The 25,999-nt window shown below is 58.2% G+C and carries 25 protein-coding genes and 4 tRNA genes; 20 read left to right on the forward strand and 9 right to left on the reverse strand.

What is annotated here, in order from left to right:
- Window positions 1-80 precede the first annotated feature (80 nt).
- Window positions 81-431, reverse strand: coding sequence for a hypothetical protein (locus tag GTQ41_RS10035; RefSeq protein ID WP_007965394.1), 351 nt, complete (start codon window positions 429-431; stop codon window positions 81-83).
- A 256-nt stretch (window positions 432-687) separates the two neighbouring features.
- Here GTQ41_RS10035 and GTQ41_RS10040 point away from each other — a divergent pair, with 256 nt between their 5' ends.
- Both GTQ41_RS10040 and GTQ41_RS10045 read left to right on the forward strand, forming a co-directional pair.
- Window positions 688-1,506, forward strand: coding sequence for a shikimate 5-dehydrogenase (locus GTQ41_RS10040; protein WP_047291557.1), 819 nt, complete (start codon window positions 688-690; stop codon window positions 1,504-1,506).
- 210 nt (window positions 1,507-1,716) lie between these two features.
- Window positions 1,717-2,235, forward strand: coding sequence for a cupin domain-containing protein (locus tag GTQ41_RS10045; RefSeq protein ID WP_047291559.1), 519 nt, complete (start codon window positions 1,717-1,719; stop codon window positions 2,233-2,235).
- A gap of 132 nt (window positions 2,236-2,367) precedes the next feature.
- On the opposite strand, the gene GTQ41_RS10050 is transcribed toward GTQ41_RS10045, so the two are convergent.
- Window positions 2,368-3,012 carry a YceH family protein gene (locus GTQ41_RS10050; protein ID WP_047291562.1) on the reverse strand — a complete coding sequence of 215 codons (645 nt, stop codon included), beginning with the start codon at window positions 3,010-3,012 and terminating at the stop codon, window positions 2,368-2,370.
- Between the two features lie 125 nt (window positions 3,013-3,137).
- On the opposite strand from GTQ41_RS10050, the gene GTQ41_RS10055 reads away from it, so the two are divergent.
- Window positions 3,138-3,647, forward strand: coding sequence for a DUF1993 family protein (locus GTQ41_RS10055; protein ID WP_047291564.1), 510 nt, complete (start codon window positions 3,138-3,140; stop codon window positions 3,645-3,647).
- A 146-nt stretch (window positions 3,648-3,793) separates the two neighbouring features.
- Here GTQ41_RS10055 and sstT read toward each other — a convergent pair whose 3' ends face one another.
- Window positions 3,794-5,026, reverse strand: a complete 1,233-nt coding sequence (sstT, locus tag GTQ41_RS10060; protein WP_047291566.1) for a serine/threonine transporter SstT — start codon at window positions 5,024-5,026, stop codon at window positions 3,794-3,796.
- Between the two features lie 336 nt (window positions 5,027-5,362).
- Between sstT and GTQ41_RS10065 the strand changes: the two genes are divergently transcribed.
- Entirely contained in the window at window positions 5,363-6,526 is a 1,164-nt protein-coding gene (locus GTQ41_RS10065; protein ID WP_047291568.1) for an MFS transporter, read from the forward strand.
- Here GTQ41_RS10065 and nhaR read toward each other — a convergent pair.
- Window positions 6,521-7,420 carry a transcriptional activator NhaR gene (nhaR, locus tag GTQ41_RS10070; RefSeq protein WP_047291570.1) on the reverse strand — a complete coding sequence of 300 codons (900 nt, stop codon included), beginning with the start codon at window positions 7,418-7,420 and terminating at the stop codon, window positions 6,521-6,523. The two genes, GTQ41_RS10065 and nhaR, sit on opposite strands and share 6 nt — an antisense overlap.
- Window positions 7,421-7,650: 230 nt before the next feature.
- Between nhaR and GTQ41_RS10075 the strand changes: the two genes are divergently transcribed.
- Both GTQ41_RS10075 and GTQ41_RS10080 read left to right on the forward strand, forming a co-directional pair.
- Window positions 7,651-7,893 carry a hypothetical protein gene (locus GTQ41_RS10075; RefSeq protein ID WP_047291572.1) on the forward strand — a complete coding sequence of 81 codons (243 nt, stop codon included), beginning with the start codon at window positions 7,651-7,653 and terminating at the stop codon, window positions 7,891-7,893.
- Window positions 7,894-7,922: 29 nt separating this feature from the next.
- Window positions 7,923-8,672, forward strand: a complete 750-nt coding sequence (locus GTQ41_RS10080; RefSeq protein WP_047291574.1) for a TerC family protein — start codon at window positions 7,923-7,925, stop codon at window positions 8,670-8,672.
- Window positions 8,673-8,854: 182 nt separating this feature from the next.
- Here the strand turns inward: GTQ41_RS10080 and GTQ41_RS10085 are convergent, their stop codons facing one another.
- Window positions 8,855-9,022 carry a hypothetical protein gene (locus tag GTQ41_RS10085; protein ID WP_177440021.1) on the reverse strand — a complete coding sequence of 56 codons (168 nt, stop codon included), beginning with the start codon at window positions 9,020-9,022 and terminating at the stop codon, window positions 8,855-8,857.
- A gap of 234 nt (window positions 9,023-9,256) precedes the next feature.
- Between GTQ41_RS10085 and GTQ41_RS10090 the strand changes: the two genes are divergently transcribed.
- From GTQ41_RS10090 to GTQ41_RS10100, 3 genes are all read left to right on the forward strand, one after another.
- Entirely contained in the window at window positions 9,257-9,928 is a 672-nt protein-coding gene (locus GTQ41_RS10090; protein WP_047291579.1) for a lipoprotein, read from the forward strand.
- A gap of 89 nt (window positions 9,929-10,017) precedes the next feature.
- Window positions 10,018-10,224, forward strand: a complete 207-nt coding sequence (locus GTQ41_RS10095) for a DUF6021 family protein (protein WP_041074110.1) — start codon at window positions 10,018-10,020, stop codon at window positions 10,222-10,224.
- A gap of 11 nt (window positions 10,225-10,235) precedes the next feature.
- The gene (locus GTQ41_RS10100; protein WP_047291581.1) at window positions 10,236-10,430 is read left to right on the forward strand and encodes a hypothetical protein; all 195 of its coding nucleotides are present in this window, start codon (window positions 10,236-10,238) and stop codon (window positions 10,428-10,430) included.
- A 150-nt stretch (window positions 10,431-10,580) separates the two neighbouring features.
- On the opposite strand, the gene pbpG is transcribed toward GTQ41_RS10100, so the two are convergent.
- Together pbpG and folD are read right to left on the reverse strand one after the other, a co-directional pair.
- On the reverse strand, window positions 10,581-11,519 hold the full coding sequence (gene pbpG / locus GTQ41_RS10105; RefSeq protein WP_041074112.1) for a D-alanyl-D-alanine endopeptidase: 939 nt from the start codon (window positions 11,517-11,519) through the stop codon (window positions 10,581-10,583).
- Between the two features lie 229 nt (window positions 11,520-11,748).
- The gene (folD, locus tag GTQ41_RS10110) at window positions 11,749-12,603 is read right to left on the reverse strand and encodes a bifunctional methylenetetrahydrofolate dehydrogenase/methenyltetrahydrofolate cyclohydrolase FolD (protein WP_041074114.1); all 855 of its coding nucleotides are present in this window, start codon (window positions 12,601-12,603) and stop codon (window positions 11,749-11,751) included.
- Between the two features lie 275 nt (window positions 12,604-12,878).
- On the opposite strand from folD, the gene GTQ41_RS10115 reads away from it, so the two are divergent.
- From GTQ41_RS10115 to GTQ41_RS10165, 11 genes are all read left to right on the forward strand, one after another.
- Window positions 12,879-12,955, forward strand: a tRNA-Arg gene (locus GTQ41_RS10115).
- Between the two features lie 32 nt (window positions 12,956-12,987).
- A tRNA-His gene (locus tag GTQ41_RS10120) sits at window positions 12,988-13,063 on the forward strand.
- A gap of 57 nt (window positions 13,064-13,120) precedes the next feature.
- Window positions 13,121-13,205: transfer RNA gene (locus GTQ41_RS10125), tRNA-Leu, on the forward strand.
- A gap of 76 nt (window positions 13,206-13,281) precedes the next feature.
- Window positions 13,282-13,357 (forward strand) — tRNA-His (locus tag GTQ41_RS10130).
- Between the two features lie 399 nt (window positions 13,358-13,756).
- Complete coding sequence (tig, locus tag GTQ41_RS10135; RefSeq protein WP_041073914.1) at window positions 13,757-15,067, forward strand: trigger factor; 1,311 nt, start codon at window positions 13,757-13,759, stop codon at window positions 15,065-15,067.
- Between the two features lie 92 nt (window positions 15,068-15,159).
- Window positions 15,160-15,795 (forward strand): ATP-dependent Clp endopeptidase proteolytic subunit ClpP, encoded by a 636-nt coding sequence (gene clpP, locus GTQ41_RS10140; protein ID WP_007951559.1) that lies wholly within the window; start codon window positions 15,160-15,162, stop codon window positions 15,793-15,795.
- A 112-nt stretch (window positions 15,796-15,907) separates the two neighbouring features.
- Window positions 15,908-17,191: an ATP-dependent Clp protease ATP-binding subunit ClpX gene (gene clpX / locus GTQ41_RS10145; protein ID WP_047291584.1), complete on the forward strand. Its 1,284-nt coding sequence runs from the start codon at window positions 15,908-15,910 to the stop codon at window positions 17,189-17,191.
- A 163-nt stretch (window positions 17,192-17,354) separates the two neighbouring features.
- Window positions 17,355-19,751 carry an endopeptidase La gene (lon, locus tag GTQ41_RS10150; protein WP_003223634.1) on the forward strand — a complete coding sequence of 799 codons (2,397 nt, stop codon included), beginning with the start codon at window positions 17,355-17,357 and terminating at the stop codon, window positions 19,749-19,751.
- A gap of 148 nt (window positions 19,752-19,899) precedes the next feature.
- Window positions 19,900-20,172 carry an HU family DNA-binding protein gene (locus GTQ41_RS10155; RefSeq protein ID WP_008077714.1) on the forward strand — a complete coding sequence of 91 codons (273 nt, stop codon included), beginning with the start codon at window positions 19,900-19,902 and terminating at the stop codon, window positions 20,170-20,172.
- Window positions 20,173-20,408: 236 nt separating this feature from the next.
- Window positions 20,409-22,280 carry a SurA N-terminal domain-containing protein gene (locus GTQ41_RS10160; protein WP_047291588.1) on the forward strand — a complete coding sequence of 624 codons (1,872 nt, stop codon included), beginning with the start codon at window positions 20,409-20,411 and terminating at the stop codon, window positions 22,278-22,280.
- A gap of 247 nt (window positions 22,281-22,527) precedes the next feature.
- Entirely contained in the window at window positions 22,528-23,415 is an 888-nt protein-coding gene (locus tag GTQ41_RS10165; protein WP_047291590.1) for a DUF2242 domain-containing protein, read from the forward strand.
- Window positions 23,416-23,739: 324 nt separating this feature from the next.
- Here the strand turns inward: GTQ41_RS10165 and GTQ41_RS10170 are convergent, their stop codons facing one another.
- Window positions 23,740-24,780, reverse strand: coding sequence for an AraC family transcriptional regulator (locus GTQ41_RS10170; RefSeq protein ID WP_047291592.1), 1,041 nt, complete (start codon window positions 24,778-24,780; stop codon window positions 23,740-23,742).
- 3 nt (window positions 24,781-24,783) lie between these two features.
- Entirely contained in the window at window positions 24,784-25,914 is a 1,131-nt protein-coding gene (locus tag GTQ41_RS10175) for a nitrilase-related carbon-nitrogen hydrolase (protein ID WP_047292035.1), read from the reverse strand.
- Between the last annotated feature and the right edge of the window lie 85 nt (window positions 25,915-25,999).

Below are 25,999 nucleotides of genomic sequence, written 5' to 3' on the forward strand. Positions count from 1 at the left end.
CTTGGCAAGATTTTTTCAGACGTTGCCCGACCGACGGTCATAAAAAAGCCCCGCTATAAAGCAGGGCTGATTGTTGGCGATTACCAGCGCGGGCCACCGTAGTAGCCGTGTGGCCGGCCGTAATAGCCGCGTGGTGGGCCGTAGTAGACCGGGCCAGGCACGTAGACCGGTTGTTGCACGTAAACCGGGGCCGGCTGGTAATAGACCGGTGGCGGCGGTTGTTGCACATAAACCGGTGCCGGTTGAGCGTAAACAGGCTGTTGTACGTAGACTGGCCGGTCCTGGTTGATCAGCGCCGAGCCGATGATGGCCGAGCCGACGATCGCACCAAACACGGCCGGACCCTGCCAGCCACCGCCGTGGGCTTCTGCCTGACCTGTGATCGCGAATGCACCAATCAACAAGGCCACGATGGGGAGTTTACGAATCATGATAATTCCTCGGTTCTTCGACCCGGCGTCCGGGCCTGCACCAGGCCCAACGTTGTCGCGGGGATACTTCTATGACAGCGAAATTCTGAAAATCAGCACAGCCGCTGGGTAAATTTTGTGTAAGGTCTGTACCGGCTTCTTTACCGGTGGGTCAAAGGGGCACGCGGCCCGTTGCAGACAGGCGCTTATGATCGTTCAGAACCCGATGGAATGGCTAACTCCGTCCATCCGAAAGTCCGTTTGAAGGAGAAGTTTCATGCAGATGAATCCCAACAAAGACACCCAGCTGTGCATGTCCCTGTCCGGGCGCCCGGGGAATTTCGGTCTGCGTTTTCATAACCATTTGTACGAGCAGTTGGGCCTGAACTTCTATTACAAGGCGTTCAGCAGTCAGGATCTGCCGGGGGCTGTCGGCGGGATTCGTGCGCTGGGGATTCGCGGTTGCGGCGTGTCGATGCCTTTCAAGGAAGCGTGTATCGCGCTGGTTGATGAGCTGGATGTATCGGCGGCAGCGATCCAGTCGATCAACACCATCGTCAACACCAAGGGTCATCTCAAGGCCTATAACACCGATTACATCGCTATCGCCCAGCTGCTGGAAACCCACGCGGTGCCAAAGGATACGACGTTCGCCCTGCGCGGCAGCGGCGGCATGGCCAAAGCGGTGGCCAGCGCCTTGCGCGATGGTGGTTACAAAAATGGCTTGATCGTTGCGCGTAACGAGCGCGCCGGGCAGGCGCTGGCGGACTCGCTGGGTTACCGCTGGCGGGCCGAGTTGGGTGAAGAACGTCCGCAGATGCTGATCAACGTCACCCCGGTGGGCATGGACGGCGGGCCGGAGGCGGGGCAACTGGCGTTCGAGCCTGAAGTGATCCAGGCAGCCGGGATCGTGTTCGATGTGGTAGCGATTCCGTCGGAAACACCGCTGATCGTGCGCGGCCGGGCCGAGGGCAAAAAAGTGATTACCGGACTGGAGGTGATTGCGATCCAGGCGCTGGAGCAGTTTGTGTTGTACACCGGGGTGCGGCCGAGCGAAGAGCAGTTTGCGGCGGCGGTGAATTTCGCCCGCAGCTGATGTTCTGGATTATGTGTCGGATGAGTTGGCCCCATCGCTGGCAAGCCAGCTCCCACAGGTGTCAGGTTGCAACACAACCAGGTGAGCAACCACAAATCCTGTGGAAGCTGGCTTGCCAGCGATGAATTCAACTTGGTTTATCGGGTTGCCTATACTGCGGCCTCAGCAAGCCAAGACTTGTCCCTCATAAAAACCTGATCGAGGCACCCCATGCATCCGCCCATCCTCAACCTGCACCAGGTCGAACTCGAACCCCTGCCTGAAGCCCTTGCCCCGGAAGGTGAAACCGCGGGTCGCTACCAGCAAAGCATGGCGCGCATCGGCCAGCAGCTCGGCGCGCAGAAACTCGGCTATCGGTTGTACGCCTTGCCGCCAGGCATGCGCGGTAGTCCGTTTCACAGCCACCGGGTCAATGAAGAGATGTTCTATGTAGTGGCCGGGGAGGGCGAAGTGCGCTTGGGTGCCGAACGCTTTCCGATCCGCGCGGGCGACGTGATCGCCTGCCCGCCGGGCGGCCCGGAAACGGCGCATCAGATCATCAATACCAGCGACGCGGAACTGCGTTACCTGGCGGTCAGCACCCAGCAGCAACCGGATATCTGCGAATACCCGGACTCCAACAAATACGCAGTGATGGACAACTTCAAGGTTGATGCCGAGGGCAATGCGTCAGGTTTTGTCGCCGTGGCGCGGCAGGCGGACGGGGTGGATTACTGGGATGGTGAGTAAATAGAGACCTTCGGCTTGGTGCAGCCCCAGTGGGAGCGAGCGTGCTCGCGAATGCAATGTGTCATTCACATCATTGCTAAATGACACACCGCATTCGCGAGCAAGCTCGCTCCCACAGTAGGATTTCGGGGGTTATTCGAGGCGCGCCAGGCGCTCTTCCAGCGCGGCAATCCGTGCTTCCAGCTCTTCGATGCGCTCGACCGAAACGCCGCTGGTCGCGCGCTCCCCAGGATTCTGTCGCGCTGCCAGGATCGCCTCGATGTCCGCCGGATCGCCCAACGCATGGGTGTAGCGGTCTTCGCGTTGTCCGGCCTGACGCGGTATCAACACCGCCAGCCCACGGGCGATCAGGCGCTCAAGCTGATGCACCACTTGCTCGGCATCTTCGAAATCGTGCATGCGGCCGCTGCGGGTCAGCAACTCATTCACTGTCTGCGGGCCACGCAAGAACATCAAACCGGTGAGAATCACCTGGGCCGGCACCAGTTCCAGCGCCTTGTCCAGCTTATGCTCCCAGCGATCAGCGCGACTGCCCATGACCAGTTTGGTGTAACCGTGGCTTTCCAGCGCCCGCAGGCTCTGGCCGACCTGGCCTTGAGTCAGGTTCATCACCGGCTCGCGGCTGGTCTTCTGATTGCAGGCCAGCACCAATGCATTGAGGGTCAACGGATAGGTTTCCGGGCTGGTGGCCTGTTTTTCGATCAACGAACCCAGAATGCGGATTTCCGTGGCGTTGAGCCGTGGTTCGTCGGTGGTGGTTGCAAGTTCGGTGGTCATCGCGCGTTCCCTCAGCAGTCGAAGGCGCCTAGCCTAATCCTTGGCTAACAAAAGGCAAGCCGTGTGGTCATCAAGCATGGCTATAATCGCCTCCACGTTCCACCCAGCCACCACACGAGACTGCCATGACCATTTCCCTTTACGCCGCATCCGTCCCGGTTTTTCAACAAATGCTCAATGCCCTGAGCGATGTCCTGAAAAAGGCTGAAGCCCACGCCACCGAAAAAAACATCGACCCGAACGCCTTCCTGCAAGCGCGCCTGTACCCGGACATGTTCCCGCTGGTGCGTCAGGTGCAGATCGCCGTCGACTTCGCCAAGGGCGTTTCCTCGCGTCTGGCCGAAGTCGAAATCCCGAAGTATGACGACACTGAAACCACGTTCGCCGAACTGCAGGCGCTGATCGCCAAGGTGCTGGCCTACATCGGCGAGATCAAGCCGGAGCAGATCAACGGCAAGGAAGGCATCGAGATCGTGACCCGTCCGGGCACGCCGAAGGAGAAGCGCTTCAGCGGTCAGGCTTACCTGCTGAGCTACGGTCTGCCGCAGTTCTTCTTCCACGTCACCACTGCCTATGCGCTGCTGCGCCACAACGGTGTTGAAGTGGGTAAGCGCGATTACATGGGCGCGTACTAAAACACCCCGTAACAAAAAAGCCCGCCAAGGTTCACGCCTTGGCGGGCTTTTTATTGGATAACGCAAAAGATCGCAGCCTGCGGCAGCTCCTACAGGGAAATGCATTCCTAATGTAAGAGCTGCCGCAGGCTGCGATCTTTTGATCTTCAGACTGAACGCTGAATTTTCGCCTCTTCACCGAGGCAAGCCGCCGCGGTGAACAGCACATCGGTGGACGAATTCAGCGCTGTTTCCGCCGAGTCCTGCAGCACACCAATGATGAAACCCACCGCTACCACCTGCATGGCAATCTCGCTGGGAATGCCGAACAGGCTGCACGCCAGCGGAATCAGCAGCAGCGAGCCACCGGCCACGCCCGAGGCGCCACAGGCACAGATCGCCGCGACGACACTGAGCAGGATCGCGGTCGGAATGTCCACGGCAATCCCCAGCGTGTGCACGGCAGCCAGGCTCAGCACGGTGATGGTGATCGCTGCGCCGGCCATGTTGATGGTGGCGCCCAGCGGGATCGATACCGAGTAGGTGTCTTCATGCAGGCCCAGGCGCTTGCTCAGTTCCAGGTTGACCGGAATGTTCGCTGCCGAGCTGCGGGTGAAGAAGGCAGTGATGCCGCTTTCGCGCAGGCACTTGAGGGTCAGCGGGTACGGGTTGCGGCGCAGCTTCCAGAACACAATCAGCGGGTTCATTACCAGCGCCACAAACAGCATGCAGCCCAGCAGCACGGCCAGCAGGTGCGCATAACCGATCAACGCGCCGAAGCCCGAGGTGGCGAGGGTAGACGCCACCAGACCGAAAATACCCAGCGGGGCGAAACGAATCACTACACGCACGATCACGGTCACGCCGTTGGACAGGTCGCCCAGCACCTCGCGTGTGGTGTCGCCGGCATGGCGAATCGCGACGCCCATGCCGATCGCCCAGGCCAGAATACCGATGAAGTTGGCATTCATCAGCGCGCTGACCGGGTTGTCGACCACGCTCAACAACAGGCTTTGCAGCACTTCGGCAATGCCGCCCGGCGCGGTGACCGACACGTTGTCGGTGGACAGCACCAGATGCGAGGGAAACGCCATGCTGGCAATCACCGCGACCACGGCTGCGGCGAAAGTACCGAGCAGGTACAGGAACAGGATGGGCCTGATGTGGGTTTCCTGACCGTGCTTGTGGTTGGCAATCGACGCCATTACCAGCACGAACACCAGAATCGGTGCCACGGCTTTCAGCGCCGAGACAAATACTTTGCCGATGAACGCCGAGCCTTTTGCCGCTTCCGGGGCGAACAACGCCAGAGCGATACCGGCGATCAGGCCGATCAAGATCTGCGTGACCAGACTGAGGTTTTTCAGGCGTTGCAATAGAGAAGGGGATGAAGCGGTCATAACGGCATCTCTGATTTTTTATAGGGTGCAAGGTTGCGTGAAACCGGTGATACATCAAGGGGGCAGGTCACCGGCACGAACCGAAAGGGCTGACGCGCGATCAACGCTGTTAAACGGGCGCTGAACAGGGTGTACGTTTTTCAGGGCGCGGACTTTATCACAGCGTAGGCGTTATCCTTCAGGCCTGTGACGATCTGCCACCGGATTGATCGCCAAGTCGGCAGGTTTATGCAAGTCACTGCTGAAACACTCTGTTAAGATTCGCCATCCTCATTTTAATCATTGCCAGCGGGCCTTCCGGTCATCGCTGGTGTCGTCGTTTTGCTGGAGTTGCTCATGCTGTTGCCCATTCTTCTGTTGTCTGCTGCCGGATTCACGGTGCTGACCACGGAATTCGTCATCGTCGGCCTGTTGCCGGCCATTGCCCGAGACCTGGCGGTAACCATTCCGCAGGCGGGTCTGCTGGTGACGCTGTTCGCTTTCACGGTGGCGATGTTCGGCCCGTTTTTGACCGCCTATTTCGCCCGCTTCGAGCGGCGCAAGTTGTTCATCACCATTTTGATCATGTTCGGCCTGGCCAACACCGTTGCCGCGCTGGCGCCGAACATCTGGGTCATGGCCATTGCGCGCTTGATCCCGGCCCTCGGCCTGCCGGTGTTCTGGGCCTTGGCCAGCGAGACAGCGGTGGACATCGTCGGCCCGGATCACGCCGGCCGTGCGATTGCCAAGATCGGCTTCGGCATCGTCTGCGCCACGGTATTCGGCATCCCGGTGGGCACGTTGATTTCCGATGCGTTCGGCTGGCGCAGTGCATTCGCGATTCTGGCGGTGATCGCTTTTGCCAAGGCCTTGCTGCTGTTTGTTTATCTGCCGAAAACCAGCCTGCATCAGCACCAGGTCAGCTTCAGCTCGCAGTTCAAGATCCTGCGCAGCCCGCTGATGCTCGGCCATGTACTGTTGTCGATTCTGGTGTTCAGCGGCATGTTCACCGCCTACACCTATCTGGCCGACATTCTCGAGCGTCTGGCGGGTTTTAACGGCACCGTGGTTGGCTGGTGCCTGATGGGCTTCGGTGCGGTCGGGCTGATCGGCAATTCGCTGGGCGGGCGTGCAGTGGATCGTCATCCGTTGGGGGCGTCCGTGCTGTTCTGCGCGTTCATGATTGCCGGCATGGTCTCGCTGGTGCCGAATATCCACTCGACGCTGGGCCTGGCGGTGGCCATGGGCATCTGGGGAATCACCCAGGCGGCGCTGTTTCTGGTCAGCCATGTGCGCCTGATGAAAGCCGCGCCGCAAGCGCCCGCGTTTGCCGCGTCGCTGAACATCGCCGGCGCCAACCTCGGTATCGGCCTGGGCGCGATGATCGGCGGGCGGGTGATCGACAGTGCTGGCCTGAGCTTTCTCGGCTTCGCCGCTGCCGGGTTCATTCTGTTGTCGGTATTCCTCGCCATGGTCTTGATGACGCTCAAGCCGCGCGAAGAGTGCGCCCAGACCTCATAACGCGGTAAACAGCTCGCGTCGGGCACCTTCGGTAATCGCCACGATGCCGGGGTGCTTGACCTTGCGTTCCACGGAAATGGCATAGAACGACTCGGTCACCGCGTCGGTCTGGCCAATCACCTCAACGCCGTACTGGCGTTTGACTTCATCGGCAATCACGCTCGGACCGATGAAAATCCCGCTGCCCGATTGGCCGAAGGCCTGCATCAGGGCGCTGTCATCGAATTCCCCAACGATTTGTGGCTGGATCTGCTGCTCGGCAAACCAGCGCTGCAGACGGCTGCGCACCACGGTTTCTGCGCCGGGAATCAGCAGCGGTGCGCCGTTGAGGCTGCGCGGAAAGTCTTGCCCATATTGCGCCGCCAAATGTGCGGTGGCGAAAAAACTGATCCCGCATTCGCCGAGTTTCTGGCTGTAGCCCTTGATGTCGAGGTGCGACGGCATCGGGCTGTCGGAAATCACCATGTCCAGACGCTGGATCGCCAGGTCCGCCAACAGGCGTTCGAGTTTGTCTTCGCGGCAGGTGATGCGCAGCGGTTCGTGCAACTCCATGGTCGGCGCGATCAGCCGATAGACGATGGACTTGGGTACCACGTCGGCCACGCCGACGCGAAACAGGATCTGCTGTTCGTTGGGCTGGGCACGCAGCATCAACTCCAGTTCGCCGCCCAACTGGAACATCTGCTCAGCGTAGGGCAGGGCCTGGCGTCCGGCTTCGGTCAGCTCCAGCTGGCGGCCGACCCGTTGAAACAGTTCAATACCGTAGGTTTGTTCGAGCAGCGAAATCTGCCCGCTGATGGTTTGCGGAGTGAGGTTGAGTTGCTCGCAGGCACGCACGATGCTGCCGGTCTTGGCGACCACCCAGAAGTAATGCAGTTGTCGGTAATTGAGCACTCTAAGGTTCCCCCTCCCTGTAGGAGCTGCCGCAGGCTGCGATCTTTTGATCTTGCTAAAAAAATCAAAAGATCGCAGCCTTCGACAGCTCCTGCACTGATGGTCATAGTTCGTTAAAGCCGAAGTATAGCCGCTAAAAATACGAATTTTCCTGAAGTGTTTGTCTCCCTAGAATGCCCAGCCATCGACGGGTGGTCTGTGACCCTGTCTGTTCATTCGAAGGAAGTCTCATGAAATACACAATCCCTGCATTGATGTTTACGTCTTTACTGCTCATGGCCGGTTGCGATCAGGCCGAGAAAAGTGCCCAGCAGTTGATGGGCAAGGCGGCCGAAAGCGCCAAACAGGCGATCGACGATACGCACAAAGCTGCTGAACAAGCGCTCAGCGACGCCACCGGCGGCTTGATCGAGAAAAAAGAAGCGCCGGAAAAAGATGCGGAACAATCCGAATCTTCCTCCAAGACCATCTAAAACCGTCATACAAGAGTCAGGACTGACCCATGGAATATCTGTTAGAACTCGCCGCCAGCCCCGCCGCCTGGGTTGCTTTGGCCACACTGGTGGTGATGGAAATCGTGCTCGGCATCGATAACCTGATCTTTATTTCGATCCTGACCAACAAGTTGCCTGTGCAGCATCGGCAGAAGGCGCGCCGCATCGGTATCGGCATGGCGCTGATTCTGCGTCTGGCCCTGTTGAGCACCATCGCTTTCATCGTGCAGTTGACCGAACCCGTAATCGAAATCATGGGCCAGGCGTTCTCCTGGAAGGACATGATCCTGATTGCCGGTGGTCTGTTCCTGGTGTGGAAAGCCACGACCGAGATCCATCACAGCATGGACCCGGCCCCGGAAGACCCGAAAACGGTGACTTCGACCGTGACCCTGGGCTTCGCTGCCGCAATCGGTCAGATCCTGATGCTGGACATGGTGTTCTCCATCGACAGCATCATTACTGCGGTGGGCATGACGGAACACTTGCCGATCATGGTGATCGCGGTGGTGGTGTCGGTGATGGTGATGCTGTTCGCAGCGGAGCCGCTGGCCAAGTTCATCAACGACAATCCGACAGTGGTGATGCTGGCCCTGGGCTTCCTGATCATGATCGGCATGACGCTGATCGCCGAAGGCTTCGGTGCCCATGTACCGAAAGGTTATGTGTACGCGGCCATGGCCTTCTCGGCAGCGATTGAAGTGCTGAACATGATGTCGCGCCGGGCGAAGCAGAAGAAGCTGGCTCAGCAGGCTTAACCTGCAGTAAACCAAAAGGCCGGCTGGACTCGTCGAGTTCAGCCGGCCTTTTTGCTTATGCTTCATGCCGTACGGCTTGTGCCTTATGTAGGAGCTGCCGAAGGCTGCGATCTTTTGATCTTCAAAGTCAAAAGATCGCAGCCTTCGGCAGCTCCTACAGAGGTCTTACATCAACTGACCGGTCAGTGCGCGGTCGCGTGGCGGGTACGGTGCTTTTCAGGCTTGTGAGCCGAGGCGGATTCGACCGGGTGGTGATGCCGCCGCGCAATGCGCAGCACGCCCCACAACATGGCGCTGGCAACGGCCAGCCAGCCGGCTATCAACATTACGATGGTCATGGTCAGGCTCATCAGTGCCTCCTCTTTGCCCTGCATCGGGCACACACTTTTTCAATTCGCTCTGTTTCAGTGACAGTCTAGACAATGGGGTGTTTCAGACTATTGACCAAAGGTCGGTGATGACCAATCAGTTCGCTCTATGCAATCGATCGGTCTGCGGGTTAAGGCTATACCGCAGCCGTGCGTCGCCCTATGATCGCAGGCGTTGCCGGAACACGATGACCGGCGTCTGATCAGAGAGTGACAATGGTGCAGGTATTGACTCGATTGCGAGGGGCGTTGCTGGTGGCCGGTTGCGCGGCTGTATTGGCGGGGTGTGCGGGCACTGTCGCGCCGCAGGTCAAGCGCCTGCCGGAGCGGGTCGAACTCAGCGGTACATTCTATCGCGGTGAAGCCAATCAGAGTGGTCCGCAGGTGCTGGCCAGCCTGTTGTCGCAACAGGGCATCATGATCACGCCGGGGCTGCTGGAAAAACCGTTGCATCTGCCGGGGGCACAGGATCAGTTGCAGCAGAATCTGCAGAACCTGGCCCGGGATTACGGCATGGTGGTCTATCCGCTGGACAAGAACCTGCCAGCCTTGTTGACCCAGGTGGCGGCCGGTTATCCGGTAATGGTGCGTTTCAGTGAAGGCTCGGCGTTCTGGGCTGAACCGCGTTACGCCATTCTTTCCGGTTACGACCGCTTGAAACAGAAAGTACTGTTGCGCGCCGGAATGAATCGCCGCGAACTCATGAGTTTCAGTTCCTTCGAGTCGGCGTTCGAAAAGTCGGGCGGTTGGGCCGTGCTGATCCAGAAGCCGTCGCAGATTCCTGCCGAGGTTGATCGTCAGCGCTGGCTGAAGGCCGCCGATGAGTTGGCGCAGGCCGGGCAGGAACGTGAAGCGGAGCAAGCCAAAAAGGCACTGGCTGCACATTAAGCCTCCGTTCGTCATTTGCCGGGCACCCTCACGCCCGGCACGCCTCTTAACGATAGAGCCCGAATGTGCGGGTGAATCAGGAGGCGAGCATGGCAGATTCCCCATCCCCGAAAGGCCCACACTCAAGCGAGCATTCGTCCGGTCATGATCTGGGTTTCGATCCGGATTCCCCGGATCTCGACGACCCGCAGGTTGATCCGGTCGGCCCTGCCAAGGCGCCAAAGGACGTGGAAACCGGCGAAGACAGCAAGCGTCCGGCCAAGCCTTACGATCCGTTGGCTGACCTGAAACCCTAAGTGAGGTGCGTATGAGTACCGATTCCAGCTTTGATGATAAAAAACCGGACAGCGTGCCGACCACGCCTGAGGATGACGTGGATCCCGTGCTGGATCCGGACAGTCCGCTGCGTGATCCGTTGGCCCGGCCTAATGTGCTGACGCCAGATCCGAGCGCTGGCGATGGCATTCCGGACGACGACAAAATGCCGTTACCCAATGATTGAATAACGGGTATTTAACCACTGGCTGAATAACTCTGTGGCGAGGGAGCTTGCTCCCGCTGGACTGCGCAGCAGGCCTTTTCTTATTAAAAAAGAAGGTCCGCTACGCGCCCCAGCGGGAGCAAGCGCCCTCGCCACAGTTGGTCTTTCCGGTTACTTGGAGGCTTCGACCACGCCGCTCTGGCGCGCCTTGAGGTTCTTTTCGGCCTTGTATTGTTGGGCCACTGCCGGAACGTTGGTGCTGCGTCCGGTTTCCATCCAGCTGCGGATACGGCTGGCATCGGCGAAGTGTGTGTACTTGCCGAATGCATCGAGAATCACCAGGGCAACCGGGCGGTTGCTCATCCGTGTCACCAGCACCAGACAATGACCCGCCGGGTTGGTGAAGCCGGTTTTAGTGATTTTGATGTCCCAGTCGGCCTTGTTCACCAAGTGATCGGTGTTGCGGAAGCCCAAGGTGTAGTTGGGTTTGCGGAATGACACCGTTTTTTCCTTGGTGGTCGTCAGTTCAGTGAGGATCGGGTGCTTGCTCGCGGCCACCAACAGTTTGCTCAGATCGCGGGCGGTGGAAACGTTACGTTCCGACAAGCCGGTCGGTTCGACATAGTGGGTGTTGGTCATGCCCAGTGCCTTGGCCTTGGCATTCATCGCCGCGATGAATGCTGCATAACCGCCCGGGTAGTGATGCGCAAGGCTGGCGGCTGCACGGTTTTCCGAGGACATCAGGGCAATCAGCAACATTTCCCGGCGCGGCAGTTCGCTCTTCAGTTTGACTCGGGAGAACACGCCTTTCATTTCTGGCGTGTGGCTGATGTCGACGTCGATCCATTCGTCCATGTTCTGGTGCGCTTCAACGACCACCAGCCCGGTCATCAGCTTGCTGACCGACGCGATGGGTACGATCACATCCGGGTTGCTCGAATAGATGACTTTATTGGTCTGCAAATCCATGAGCAGGGCGCTGCCGGAGGCGATCTTCAGTTGCGAAGCATCGCGTGGCGCAGCAGTGGTTTCAGCGGCGTTGACGGTTGGCGTGACGAATGTGCCTGAAAAAGCAAAAACCAGGCTCAGGATCGAAAGACGAATTTTCACGCGGGCGAACTCATAAAGGTTGGATATTCCGTTAGTTTGTAACGGGTTATTTCTTCAAAGCGTCGCATTCTAGGAGTATGGCTGAAGATCTGTCGATGGTTGTTTGAATGACCTGAAAATCTCGTGAAAAGGCCTGTAAAAAGAGGGGTTTCCGGCGAACGGTTAGTGTTTTTTCTCAGATACAAAAAACCCCGCACAAAGCGGGGTTCTTTTATTGCGGAAAAACCTCTCAGGCGTGCAGGGTTTCTGCCGCGTAGAGGGTGTTTTCCAGCAGGCAGGCGCGGGTCATCGGGCCAACACCGCCCGGCACCGGAGTGATCCAGCCGGCGCGGGGCAGAGCGGTTTCGTACACCACGTCACCGACCAGCTTGCCATCGTCCTGGCGGTTGATGCCGACGTCGATCACGATCGCGCCTTCCTTGATCCACTCGCCCTTGACCAGGCCCGGCTTGCCGGCGGCGACCACCACCAGATCGGCGCGACCGACGTGGCCGGCCAGATCCTTGGTAAAGCGGTGGGTGACGGTCACGGTGCAACCGGCCAGCAGCAGTTCCATTGCCATCGGGCGACCGACGATGTTGGAGGCGCCCACCACTACCGCGTCGAGGCCATAAAGGTCCACGCCAGTACTTTCCAGCAAGGTCATGATGCCTTTTGGCGTGCACGGACGCAGCAGCGGGATGCGCTGTGCCAGGCGACCGACGTTATAAGGATGAAAGCCATCGACGTCTTTGTCCGGGCGGATGCGCTCCAGCAGTTTGGAGGCGTCCAGGTGCTCGGGCAGGGGCAGTTGCAGCAGCACGCCGTCGATGGCCGGGTCGTCGTTGAGGCGATCGATCAGATCGGTCAGCGCTTCTTGAGTGGTGTCGGAGGGCAGGTCGTAGGCTTGAGAGAGGAAGCCTACCTCTTCACAGTCTTTACGCTTGTGCGAGACATAAACCTGAGAGGCAGGATCGCTGCCGACCAGGATCACCGCGAGGCCGGGAGTGCGCAGACCTTGCTGGCGACGCTCGGCAACTCGTTGGGCGATCTGCTGGCGCAGGCTGGCGGCGATCGATTTGCCGTCGATTAGTTGTGCAGTCATTGCGCGTGATTAACCATCGAGAGGGGAAAAAAAGAGAACGCATTCTCGCATGTCAGACGGTGAGGGCAAAGGCGCTTGGTCAGCAAATTCCCCTAACTCCTTTAATTAAATGAATTTTTTTCAAAAAGGATTTGACGACCTTGGGAGCGCTCTATACTATTCGTCGCACTTGTCGGGCACAGCCTAGCACTGGTTAAGAAGGTTGAGCGGAATTAGCGTTCTGCGAAGCTGGAAAGCATTTAGTTTGTAGTCCTCCAAGGTTACAGATTAATAAGGCGCCCGTAGCTCAGCTGGATAGAGCATCCGCCTTCTAAGCGGATGGTCGCAGGTTCGAGTCCTGCCGGGTGCGCCATTAGGCAGCTTTGGCACAAGTAGCGCGATATGGTGGGCGTAGCTCAGTTGGTAGAGCACGGGATTGTGACTCCCGTTGTCGTGGGTTCGATCCCCATCGTCCACCCCATATTTCGAAAGGCGCCAGATGTAACAGTCTGGCGCCTTTGCTTTAAAAGCTTCATCTGCGGATGTGGTGGAATTGGTAGACACACTGGATTTAGGTTCCAGCGCCGCGAGGCGTAAGAGTTCGAGTCTCTTCATCCGCACCAATTAAAGCTTCATTCTTGCCGCAGGCCTGATGAAGTTCAGCAAAGAAGTTGAATGGCTTTTTTGTGACGCAATATGGTGGGCGTAGCTCAGTTGGTAGAGCACGGGATTGTGACTCCCGTTGTCGTGGGTTCGATCCCCATCGTCCACCCCATATTTCGAAAAGGCGCCAGATTTAACAGTCTGGCGCCTTTTTTGTTTTACGGTTTGTGGTTTATTGCGCCGGGTTTCGGGTCGACGGGCAGGGCGTTTCGTCGTGTTTACGGGCTTGCAGCCTGCGTGTCGACCACCGGCCATGTTCGCCGGATCGGCCGTCAGGGAGATGGCTCGCAGTCTCTTCTATATATAGAAGCGGTTGAAGCAGAGCCCTGGCGTGATGGTCTTTATTCGTCTTCGGGGTGGAATGCATTGCTGCATTCACACCTATAAATGGCCTGCTGTTTTTTTACCCGTTTTCAGTAGGGTGACTTCTTGAGTTTGACCCACTAGAATGCATGCCCTTGATTCTGGGGTCGGAAACGGCCGGCTAACGTCTGTGCAACGAGGAATATCCATGCAAGTTTCTGTTGAAAATACTACTGCTCTTGAGCGCCGCATGAGCGTCACCGTGCCGGCTGAGCGCATTGAGAGCCAGGTCAACAAGCGTCTGCAGCAGACTGCCCAAAAGGCCAAGATTGCTGGCTTCCGTCCAGGCAAAGTGCCAATGAGCGAAATCAAGCGCCGTTTCGGTGCTGACGCTCGTCAGGAAGCTGTTGGTGATGTCATCCAGTCCTCCTTCTATGAAGCCGTGGTTGAGCAGAAGCTGAACCCTGCCGGTTCGCCTTCGATCGAGCCGAAGTCGCTGGAAGCTGGCAAGGACCTGGAATACGTTGCCGTATTCGAAGTGTTCCCTGAGTTCACCGTTGCCGGTTTCGACGGCATCACTGTCGAGCGCCTGAGCGCTGACGTGGCTGACGCCGATCTGGACAAGATGCTGGACATCCTGCGCAAGCAGAACACCCGTTTTGAAGTGGCCGACCGCGCTGCCCAGAACGAAGACCAGCTGAACATCGATTTCGTTGGCAAGGTTGACGGCGAAGCATTCGCCGGCGGCTCCGCCAAAGGTACTCAGCTGGTGCTGGGTTCCGGTCGCATGATTCCGGGCTTCGAAGAAGGCCTGGTTGGCGCCAAGGCAGGCGAAGAGCGCGTTCTGAACCTGACCTTCCCTGAGGACTATCAGAACCTGGACCTGGCTGGCAAAACCGCCGAGTTCACCGTGACTGTAAACACCGTTTCCGAACCTAAGCTGCCAGAGCTGAACGAAGAATTCTTCGCTCAATTCGGCATCAAGGAAACCGGTCTGGAAGGCTTCCGCACCGAAGTTCGCAAGAACATGGAGCGTGAGCTGCGTCAGGCCATCAAGTCCAAGGTAAAAAATCAGGTCATGGACGGTCTGCTGGCCACCAACCCGATCGAAGTGCCAAAGGCTCTGCTGTCCAACGAAGTTGACCGTCTGCGCGTGCAGGCTGTTCAGCAGTTCGGCGGCAACATCAAGCCTGATCAACTGCCGGCCGAGCTGTTTGAAGAGCAAGCCAAGCGCCGTGTAGTGCTGGGTCTGATCGTGGCTGAAGTGGTCAAGCAGTTCGACCTGAAGCCTGACGAAGCCCGCGTTCGTGAAATGATTCAGGAAATGGCTTCGGCTTACCAGGAACCTGAGCAGGTCGTGTCCTGGTACTACAAGAACGAGCAGCAACTGAACGAAGTCCGTTCGGTTGTGCTGGAAGAACAAGTTGTGGATACTGTTCTGCAGAAAGCTAGCGTGACCGACAAATCGGTCTCTTACGAAGAAGCGGTCAAGCCGGTAGAAGCTCCAAAAGCCGACTGATTGTTTTTGCGTTAGGAAGTACACACATAAGCCAGCCTTCGAGCTGGCTTATGCGTATTCAAGACATAACTATTTGGGAGTGACTGCAGAGCATGTTCCGTAATTCGTATATTCAGCAGAACTCTGATATCCAGGCCGCCGGCGGCCTGGTCCCGATGGTTGTCGAGCAATCTGCTCGTGGCGAGCGCGCCTATGACATCTACTCGCGCCTTCTGAAGGAGCGCGTAATCTTTCTGGTGGGTCCTGTAGAGGACTACATGGCCAACCTGATCTGTGCGCAATTGCTGTTCCTTGAAGCGGAAAACCCGGACAAGGACATCCATCTCTATATCAACTCCCCGGGCGGTTCGGTGACAGCGGGCATGTCGATCTACGACACCATGCAGTTCATCAAGCCAAACGTATCGACGACGTGCATTGGTCAGGCGTGCAGCATGGGTGCATTCCTGCTGACGGCCGGTGCTCCAGGCAAGCGTTTCTGCCTGCCGAACTCGCGTGTGATGATTCACCAGCCGCTGGGCGGTTTCCAGGGTCAGGCCTCGGATATCGAAATCCATGCCAAGGAAATCCTCTTCATCCGCGAGCGTCTGAACACGCTGATGGCCAAGCACAGCGGTCGTACGCTTGAAGAAATCGAGCGCGATACCAACCGCGACAACTTCATGAGTGCAGAAGCTGCGAAGGAATACGGTCTGATCGACGAAGTCATCAACCAGCGTCCTGCGTAAAATAAGCAGCTCAAAATAAGGTGGGTCGGCAGGTCCGACCACCAGCGGGCTTGAAAAAGCCCGCAATAGCCTTCATCTTGTGTTGCAAGCCTATCGGATTTGGATCGAACGAATGACTGACACCCGCAACGGCGAGGACAACGGCAAGCTGCTCTATTGCTCCTTCTGTGGCAAAAGCCAGCATGAAGTACGCAAATTGATTGCCGGCCCCTCGGTCTTTATCTGCGACGAGTGCGTCGACTTGTGCAATGACATCATCCGCGAGGAGGTGGAGGAAGCACAGGCCGAAAGCAGCGCGCATAAATTGCCTTCGCCTAAAGAAATCAGCGGCATCCTTGACCAGTATGTAATCGGTCAGGAGCGTGCGAAAAAGGTTCTGGCCGTAGCGGTGTACAACCACTACAAGCGTCTGAACCAGCGTGACAAGAAGGCTGACGACGTCGAACTCGGCAAGAGCAACATCCTGCTGATCGGCCCGACAGGCTCCGGTAAAACCCTGCTGGCCGAAACACTGGCCCGCTTGCTGAACGTTCCATTCACCATCGCCGACGCCACCACCCTCACCGAGGCTGGCTACGTAGGTGAAGATGTCGAGAACATCATTCAGAAACTGCTGCAAAAGTGCGATTACGACGTGGAAAAGGCCCAGATGGGCATTGTCTACATCGACGAAATCGACAAGATTTCCCGCAAGTCCGACAATCCGTCGATCACCCGCGATGTTTCCGGTGAAGGCGTGCAACAGGCCTTGCTCAAGTTGATCGAAGGCACGGTCGCTTCCGTCCCGCCGCAAGGTGGCCGCAAGCATCCGCAGCAGGAATTCCTGCAAGTCGACACCCGTAACATCCTGTTCATCTGCGGTGGTGCGTTCTCCGGTCTGGAGAAGGTTATTCAAAACCGTTCCACCAAGGGCGGCATCGGGTTCAACGCAGAAGTGCGCAGCAAGGAAGAAGGCAAGAAAGTCGGTGAATCCCTGCGTGAAGTCGAGCCTGACGATCTGGTCAAGTTCGGTCTGATCCCGGAATTCGTCGGTCGTCTGCCGGTTCTTGCGACGCTGGACGAGCTCGACGAGGCTGCGCTGATGCAGATCCTCACCGAGCCGAAAAATGCTCTGACCAAGCAGTATGCCAAGCTGTTCGAGATGGAAGGCGTGGATCTGGAGTTCCGGACCGACGCACTGAAATCGGTTGCCAAGCGAGCTCTGGAGCGTAAAACCGGTGCCCGTGGCCTGCGGTCGATTCTTGAGGGTGTGCTGCTCGACACGATGTACGAAATCCCTTCGCAGTCCGAAGTGAGCAAAGTCGTCATCGATGAAAGCGTGATTGAAGGCAAGTCCAAGCCACTGTATATCTACGAAAACAGTGAGCCGACGGCCAAGGCAGCGCCGGACGCGTAAGCGTCCACACTGCCGGAACAAAGAAGGGGCCTTCGGGCCTCTTTTTTTTTATGGCGTTTTTTACATCCGCTTTGCGCTTGTTTTTTTTCAAGGCAGCCCCCATCTTGGTTTCAAGCTTAATTCCATCTGATTACGGCCATATGGCCGCCGTAGAGGCGAAATCATGAAGACAACCATCGAATTGCCTCTCCTGCCATTGCGTGATGTCGTGGTTTATCCGCACATGGTTATCCCGCTGTTCGTGGGGCGCGAGAAATCCATCGAAGCCCTCGAGGCCGCGATGACGGGCGACAAGCAGATCCTGCTGCTGGCCCAGAGAAACCCGGCTGATGATGATCCCGGTGAAGACGCTCTCTATCGCGTAGGTACGATTGCGACGGTGCTGCAGCTGCTGAAGCTGCCAGACGGCACCGTCAAGGTTCTGGTCGAAGGTGAGCAGCGCGGCGCTGTAGAGCGCTTCAGCGAAGTCGACGGGCATTGCCGCGCCGAAGTTTCGCTGATCGACGAAGTCGACGCCGCCGAGCGCGAATCCGAAGTGTTCGTGCGCAGCCTGCTGTCGCAGTTCGAACAATATGTGCAGTTGGGCAAGAAAGTCCCGGCTGAAGTCCTGTCGTCGCTCAACAGCATTGATGAGCCTGGCCGCCTGGTTGACACCATGGCTGCGCACATGGCGCTGAAAATCGAGCAGAAGCAGGAAATCCTCGAAATCATCGATTTGTCGGCCCGTGTCGAGCACGTGCTCGCCTTGCTGGATGCCGAGATCGATCTGCTGCAAGTCGAAAAACGCATTCGCGGCCGCGTCAAAAAGCAAATGGAACGCAGCCAGCGCGAGTACTACCTGAATGAGCAGATGAAGGCCATTCAGAAAGAGCTGGGTGACGGTGACGAAGGTCACAACGAAATCGAAGAGCTGAAAAAGCGCATCGATGCGGCCGGCCTGCCGAAGGATGCCCTGGCCAAAGCCACTGCCGAGCTGAACAAGCTCAAGCAGATGTCGCCGATGTCCGCTGAAGCCACCGTGGTGCGCTCCTACATCGACTGGCTGGTGCAGGTGCCGTGGAAGGCGCAGAGCAAGGTACGCCTCGACCTCGCGCGTGCGGAAGACATTCTCGATGCCGATCATTACGGCCTTGAAGAGGTCAAGGAACGCATCCTTGAATACCTCGCCGTGCAAAAACGTGTGAAGAAGATCCGTGGCCCGGTGTTGTGCCTGGTCGGTCCGCCTGGCGTGGGTAAAACCTCGCTGGCGGAGTCGATTGCTCACGCCACCAACCGCAAATTCGTGCGCATGGCCTTGGGTGGCGTGCGTGACGAGGCGGAAATTCGTGGTCACCGTCGAACCTACATCGGTTCGATGCCAGGAAGATTGATTCAAAAGATGACAAAAGTGGGCGTGCGCAACCCGCTGTTCCTGCTCGATGAAATCGACAAGATGGGCAGCGACATGCGCGGCGACCCGGCGTCGGCATTGCTGGAAGTGCTCGATCCGGAGCAGAACCACAACTTCAACGATCACTACCTGGAAGTCGATTACGACCTGTCGGATGTGATGTTCCTGTGCACCTCGAACTCGATGAACATCCCGCCAGCACTGCTGGATCGAATGGAAGTCATTCGTCTGCCGGGTTACACCGAAGACGAAAAGATCAACATCGCCGTCAAGTACCTGTCACCGAAGCAGATCGCCGCCAACGGTCTGAAGAAGGGTGAGCTGGAGTTCGACGAGGAAGCGATCCGCGACATCATCCGTTACTACACCCGGGAAGCCGGTGTGCGTGGCCTCGAGCGTCAGATTGCCAAGGTCTGCCGCAAGGCTGTGAAAGAGCATGCGCTGGAAAAACGCTTCTCGGTAAAAGTGACAGCTGATCTGCTGGAGCATTTCCTGGGTGTGCGTAAATTCCGCTACGGTCTGGCCGAGCAGCAGGATCAGATCGGACAGGTAACTGGCCTGGCGTGGACGCAGGTGGGCGGCGAATTGCTGACCATCGAAGCGGCTGTGGTTCCGGGCAAAGGTCAACTGATCAAGACCGGTTCGTTGGGTGATGTAATGGTCGAATCGATCACTGCAGCCCTGACCGTTGTGCGCAGCCGTGCGAAGAGCCTGGGCATTCCGCTGGACTTCCATGAGAAGCGCGATACCCACATTCACATGCCGGAAGGCGCGACGCCGAAAGACGGTCCAAGCGCAGGTGTCGGCATGTGCACGGCATTGGTATCGGCATTGACCGGGATTCCGGTGCGCGCCGATGTCGCCATGACTGGCGAAATCACCCTGCGTGGTCAAGTGCTGGCAATCGGTGGTCTGAAGGAAAAACTGCTTGCCGCTCACCGCGGTGGAATCAAGATCGTGATTATTCCGGAAGAGAACGTGCGCGATCTGAAGGAGATTCCTGACAATATCAAGCAGGATCTGCAGATTAAACCGGTTAAATGGATTGACGAGGTCCTGCAAATTGCGCTGCAATACGCGCCGGAGCCCTTGCCGGATGTGGCTCCGGAGATAGTTTCCAAGGACGAAAAACGTGAGTCTGATTCAAAGGAAAGAATTAGCACGCATTAATACGTTTTTGCCTGGGGGGCTTCCTTGACAGCTTTTTAGAGCCCTTGTTATAAAGCGGCTCTTAAGTGTCTGTAGGCCATTCAGCACTCGTTTTTGCTTTCACCAAAAAACTTAGAATCATCTCAAAATAGATATAAGGGGACTTAGAGTGAACAAGTCGGAACTGATTGATGCTATCGCTGCATCCGCTGATATCCCGAAAGCTGCTGCTGGCCGTGCGCTGGACGCTGTTATCGAATCCGTCACTGGCGCTCTGAAGGCCGGCGACTCCGTTGTTCTGGTTGGTTTCGGCACTTTCTCCGTGACTGATCGTCCAGCTCGCGTTGGTCGTAACCCACAGACCGGCAAGACGCTGCAAATCGCGGCTGCTAAAAAGCCAGGTTTCAAAGCCGGTAAAGCACTGAAAGAAGCTGTTAACTAAGTTAGTTTGTTTCAGGTTTTTACCCATCCGGGTCGGGGTCATGCCTGACTTGGCAGCGGAGCGGTAGAGCAGGTCGCTGGAACAGCTGCCTGTAACGCCGGGATCGAGGGTTCGAGCCCTGTCCGCTCCGCCAGTTACGAGAAGGCGCATCCTCGGATGCGCCTTTCTTCTATCCGGATTCTACCCACGCTCCACGGTTGCCAAATTTTTGAAGTTCAACCGTTTCTGGGGGACGCATGCTGCAGAATATCAGGGACAATTCACAAGGCTGGATTGCCAAGACCATTATCGGGGTCATCGTTGCACTGATGGCTCTGACCGGTTTCGACGCTATTTTCAAGGCCACGACGCACACCAACGATGCGGCCAAGGTCAATGGTGAAGAAATCAGCCAGAACGAGCTGAGCCAGGCCGTTGACATGCAACGCCGTCAGCTGATGCAACAGCTGGGCAAGGATTTCGATGCATCCTTGCTTGACGAAAAAATGCTCCGCGAATCGGCCCTCAAGGGCCTGATCGATCGCAAGCTGCTGTTGCAAGGCGCAGAACAATCGAAATTCGCTTTCTCCGAAGGTGCACTGGATCAGGTGATCCTGCAGACCCCTGAATTCCAGGTGGACGGCAAGTTCAGCTCCGAGCGCTTTGATCAGGTGATCCGTCAACTGGGCTACACCCGCATGCAATTCCGCCAGATGCTGGCTCAGGAAATGCTGATCGGTCAGTTGCGTGCCGGTGTTGCCGGCAGCGGTTTCGTCACCGACGCTGAAGTGCTGGCATTCGCCCGTCTGGAAAAACAGACCCGCGATTTCGCTTCGCTGAACGTCAAGGCCGACCCGGCCGCGGTCAAGCTGACCGACGATGAGGTCAAGGCTTATTACGACGAGCACGCCAAGGAGTTCATGACCCCAGAGCAGGTGGTTGTCGATTACGTCGAGCTGAAGAAGTCTTCGTTCTTCGACCAGGTTGCGGTCAAGGACGAAGACCTGCAGGCGGCGTATCAGAAAGAGATCGCCAACCTGTCGGAACAGCGCCGCGCCGCGCATATCCTGATCGAAGTCAACGACAAGACCACCGACGCTCAGGCCAAGGCCAAGATCGAAGAAGTCCAGGCGCGTCTGGCCAAGGGCGAGAAATTCGAAGCGCTGGCCAAGGAGTTCTCGCAGGATCCGGGCTCGGCCAACAATGGCGGTGATCTCGGTTTCGCCGGTCCTGGCGTCTATGACCCAGCCTTCGAAAAAGCCCTGTACGCGTTGAACAAGGACCAGGTGTCCGAGCCGGTGCGTACCGACTTCGGTTACCACCTGATCAAGCTGCTGGGTGTTGAAGCGCCAGAAGTTCCGACCCTGGCCAGCCTGAAAGACAAGCTGACCCGCGAGCTGAAGACTCAACAGGTCGAGCAGCGTTTTGTCGAGGCGACCAAGCAACTGGAAGACTCGGCGTTCGAAGCGTCTGACCTGGCCCAGCCAGCGGCAGATCTGAAACTGACTGTGCACACTTCCAAGCCGTTCGGCCGTGAAGGTGGCGAAGGCATTGCGGCCAACCGTGCTGTGGTGAGCGCTGCATTCAGCCAGGAAGTGCTGGAAGAAAACGCCAACAGCACCGGCATCGAGCTGGACCCGGAAACCGTGGTCGTGCTGCGTGCCAAGGAACACCTGAAGCCTGAGCAGTTGCCTCTGGAAGCCGTCAACACGGCGATCCGCGCGCAGTTGACCAAAGAGCATGCCAGTGCTGCGGCCAAGACCAAGGCCGACCAGCTGATCGCCAGTCTGCGCGATGGCAAGACTCCGCTGGACAAGGCTGTCGAGGGTCAGAACTGGAAGGTTGTCACGGCGGCCACTCGCGCTCAGGAAGGGGTTGATCCGACTGTGCTGCAGGCGTTGTTCCGTATGCCGAAACCGGCGGCCAAGGGCAAGCCGACATTCAGCAGCGTGACCTTGCAGGACGGTAGCCTGATGATCGTGCGCCTGGACGGTGTGAATGAAGCAGTGGCGCCGACTGATGAAGAGAAGGCGCAGTATCGTCGCTTCCTTGCTTCGCGTGAAGGTCAGCAGGATTTCGCGGCGTTCCGCAAGCAGTTGGAAAGTCAGGCGGATATCAAGCGCTATTGATGTTTGACTGAGTGGTAACAGGAAAGCCCCGATCTGATGGTCGGGGCTTTTTTATGCTTGGGATTTGGCTGGTTCCGTTGCTTCGGGTGTGGCGGCTGGCCGTTTTGCCCTTGCGGCGAGTGGCTGCGACTTTTTCCGGCAAACCATGGTCAATAAGGTTGTAACGGCTTTAAGACACAATCCATGCGCCGCAGGGCCAAGTTCTGTTGCACAATACGCCCCGGACTGTTTTCCCTCAGGATGTTCAATGTTGATTTCAACTCCCATGCGTGTCGTTGGGTTGGCGCTGTTGTTGACCGCTGTTGCTGGCTGTTCGAAGGACAAGCCGATCTATGAGCATGAGAACTTCGATGATTCCGGCACGTTCTCGCGCAATTATCCGGTGGCTGACACCGCGAGCTGCGAGGCGGCCCGTCGTGCGTTGCTCAGCCAGGGCTATATCATCACCAGCAGTGACCCGAAACTGATCAGTGGCCACAAAAGCTTCCAGCAAACCGGTGAAACCCACATGGAGATCAGCTTCAACGTGGTGTGTACCGAAGACGGCAGTTCCAAACACCATGCCACGGTGTTCGCCAATGCCTTGCAGGATCGCTACGCGTTGAAGAAGACCAACAACTCCGCCAGCCTCGGGGTCGGCGTGTTGGGTTCGGTGTCGATGCCGATCGGCTCGTCCGATGATTCGATGGTCAAGGTGGCCAGTGAGACTGTGACGTCGCAGAAGTTCTACGAGCGTTTCTTCACCCTGGTTGAGCTGTTCCTGCCAGCCGATGCGAAGAAAGCCGCACACATCGAAGAAAAACCCAAGACTGATCTGGGTGTTCCGGAGCCGAAGCCTGCGGCTGTAGCGCCGACAACACCTGCCCCGGCAGTCGAGACAGCGCCAGCGCCACCGCCACCCGGCATTGTCGAGCCAGCCCAGACCATGACGCCGGCCACTCCTGCAGTGACGCCTGCGCCGGCCACGGTTGCACCGACGCCAGCGGGTTCCGAACCCGTGGTGCCGCCTGCGGAATCCGCGCCGATCACCCCGGCACCGAGTGCAGATCCTGCACCGGCTGCCGAAACGATCACACCGCCGGCCAATCCGACCAATATCCCGCCGCCATCGGAGCCGATTCCGGCGATGCAGTGAGCCGCGCGGGGCTCTGCTGTGGGAGCGGGGGTGCTCGCTCCCACATTTGTTTTGTGGCGCACTCAAATCCCGTTACATTCTCCGGACAAAATTCCAGCGATAAATTCCTGACCACCTGCTACGTTTTATTCATGAAGGCGGGATGTCACTTTCCCTTCATACGGGCACGATACGCTCGAGGCACTGGTCATTTGACCGGGCTGTTTTTTAGCGGGCAGTAGGGGGATGAGACGATGGACGATTATCAAGAAGAACTGCTCGAATATCAGGCGTATGAACTCGATCAGCCAGAACCGGCCGAAGACGCCACCGAGTTGTAAGGCGTCAGGCGGTTTTGCGGTGACTGCGGCGAAACTCGCCCGGGGTCTGGCCGCTCCAGCGCTTGAAGGCACGTTGAAACGCCTCGGCTGAAGCAAAGCCCAGCAGATAGGCGATCTCGCCGAACGCCAGTTCGGTATCGCGGATGTAGGTCATTGCCAGGTCGCGGCGGGTGTCGTTGAGTATGGCGCGAAACTGTGTGCCTTCCTCGGCCAGTTTGCGCCGCAAGGTCCAGGTCGGCAGCTTCAGACGCGCCGCCACTTCTTCCAGGTCGGGTTCCCGGCCACCATTGAGCAATGGCCCCAACAGCTGAGTGATGCGTTCGCGCAGGCTGCGGGTGCGGGTCAATTGCTCCAGTTCCCGTTCACACAACGCAAGCAAGTGTTTCCAGGTGCTTGGGCAGTGTTCCGGGTTGCGCAGAGCGAGGCTGGCGAGGCTCAAGCGCAGTCGATTGCGTTCGGCGCCAAACTGGATCGGGCAATCGCCCAGCACGCTATAGGCGTCGCGATAGTCCGGCTCGTCAAATTCGATGTCGATGCGCTCGGCGCGCAACGGCTCGCGGCTGACGCTGGACAGCTGATGCAGCCAGCCGGCGATGATCGAATCCACCACAAAGCGGTTATAGGCGTTGTACGGGCTGATCGAGTAGAAGCGCAGCCACGCGCCATGGGCATCCTCGTGAAAGCTCGACTGTCCGCGATAGTTGGAACCGTACAGCGGCTCGAAGCGGATCAGGCAACGGGCCGCTTCGCGCACGGTCGGTGCCTGTGCGGCGGTGACCCCGGCGAGCCCGGCCTGACTCAAGCGGCTGAGCTGGCCCATGCGCAGACCCAACGCCGAATCGCCAGTCAACTGAATCGCGCTGTGCCCCAGCCGCATGTAGCGCGGGATCGACAGCCGCGCACCGGCTTCGGCCAGTCGCGCCGCGTCCAGGCCGTATTGTTCGAGCAGCGGTTGCGGATCGACGCCATGGCTGCGCACGGCATCGGCCAGGCTGTGCACGAAACCTACCGACAGATCCCCAAGGCGCATCGGCAGCGGTTTCATGGCTTACAACCAGATGTTCAGCAGATGTGCGCCGCGGGCTTCGCCATCGGCGAATTGCTGGCCGTTGCTGCTGAGGAAACTTTGCCCCGAGCCGGGCTTGTCCCAGAACTGCCCACGCAGGAACACGCTCATGCCGGCGATCGCACGGCTGCTCGGCGGCTGTGCGGTGAGCGTCAGGCGATGCCAGGCCTGACCTTCACTGATTTCCCCGGGCTTGAGGCTGACCGAACCCGGTGTACTTGAGCCCTTATAACCGGCCCACGGCTGATTCCACGCACCGTGACCCACGACGAAGGCCGGCACCGCTACCAGTTGCGCGCCTTGCTCGTCGAGTTGGCGATAGTTGTCCGGGTACCAGCTGTCGCTGCCGATCAGCACGCCCAGGCGTCCGGCCGGCGTGTCGACCACGTTGATCGCGTGGGCATCTTCGCCCTCGATCACATCGCGCTGTTCGAAGATCGGGTGCATTTGCCGCTGGGGCTGGCCCAGCGGTACACCATCCCGGCCAAACACCACGCTGCTGTTGAACAGCGCGCCGCTACCGGGCTTGAGCTGGCCATCACGAATGCTGGGTTCGGGCAGGACGATGGAGCCGGCCACCAGCGTCACGTGGAATTCCTTGGCCAGCCCACCAAACAGTGCCTGGTAATCCTTGGCCATGGCTTTGGACTTCATCCGCAAGTGCGCGTCGTCGAGGCGATTGTCGCCCTTGGCAGTAAGCCAGGCGCGGGCGAACAGCAACGGATTGCTCGCCGCCAGCCAGTTCATCGCTTCGACCAGGGTCGGCGCCTGGTACAGCTCGTCTTTCTCGCCGCTGATCATCAGCCAGGTACCGACATGCTCAGGCAGCACCACCACGGTTTTTTCATTCAGCAGGCCCTGATCCTGCGCTTGCTGCAGATAGGCCGCGAGTTTGCGGTGCAGGCGCTCCGGGCTTTGGTAGTCGGTGGGGAACAGTTCCGGCTGGATACCCAGCAAGTTGCCACGGTCGCCGGGCGTGCCCTGATCGACCGCCAGTTTGATGCGCAGGTCCGACAGGTAATGTCCCGCCGGCCGGTCCGCCGCCCACATGGCGTAGGTGGTCAGGGCGGCAACGATGGCCATGGAGAAAAACAGGTACAGAAGTTTGCGCATGAAAACCAACAACAACCGGATACAGGGTGTGGCGACTAGGGTAGGGCGCATGCCTGCGCTTGCCAAGGGGCGCTGCGCATTTGGA

Source organism: Pseudomonas sp. AN-B15 (genome assembly GCF_019056475.1).
Taxonomy (GTDB): Bacteria; Pseudomonadota; Gammaproteobacteria; order Pseudomonadales; family Pseudomonadaceae; genus Aquipseudomonas; species Aquipseudomonas parakoreensis.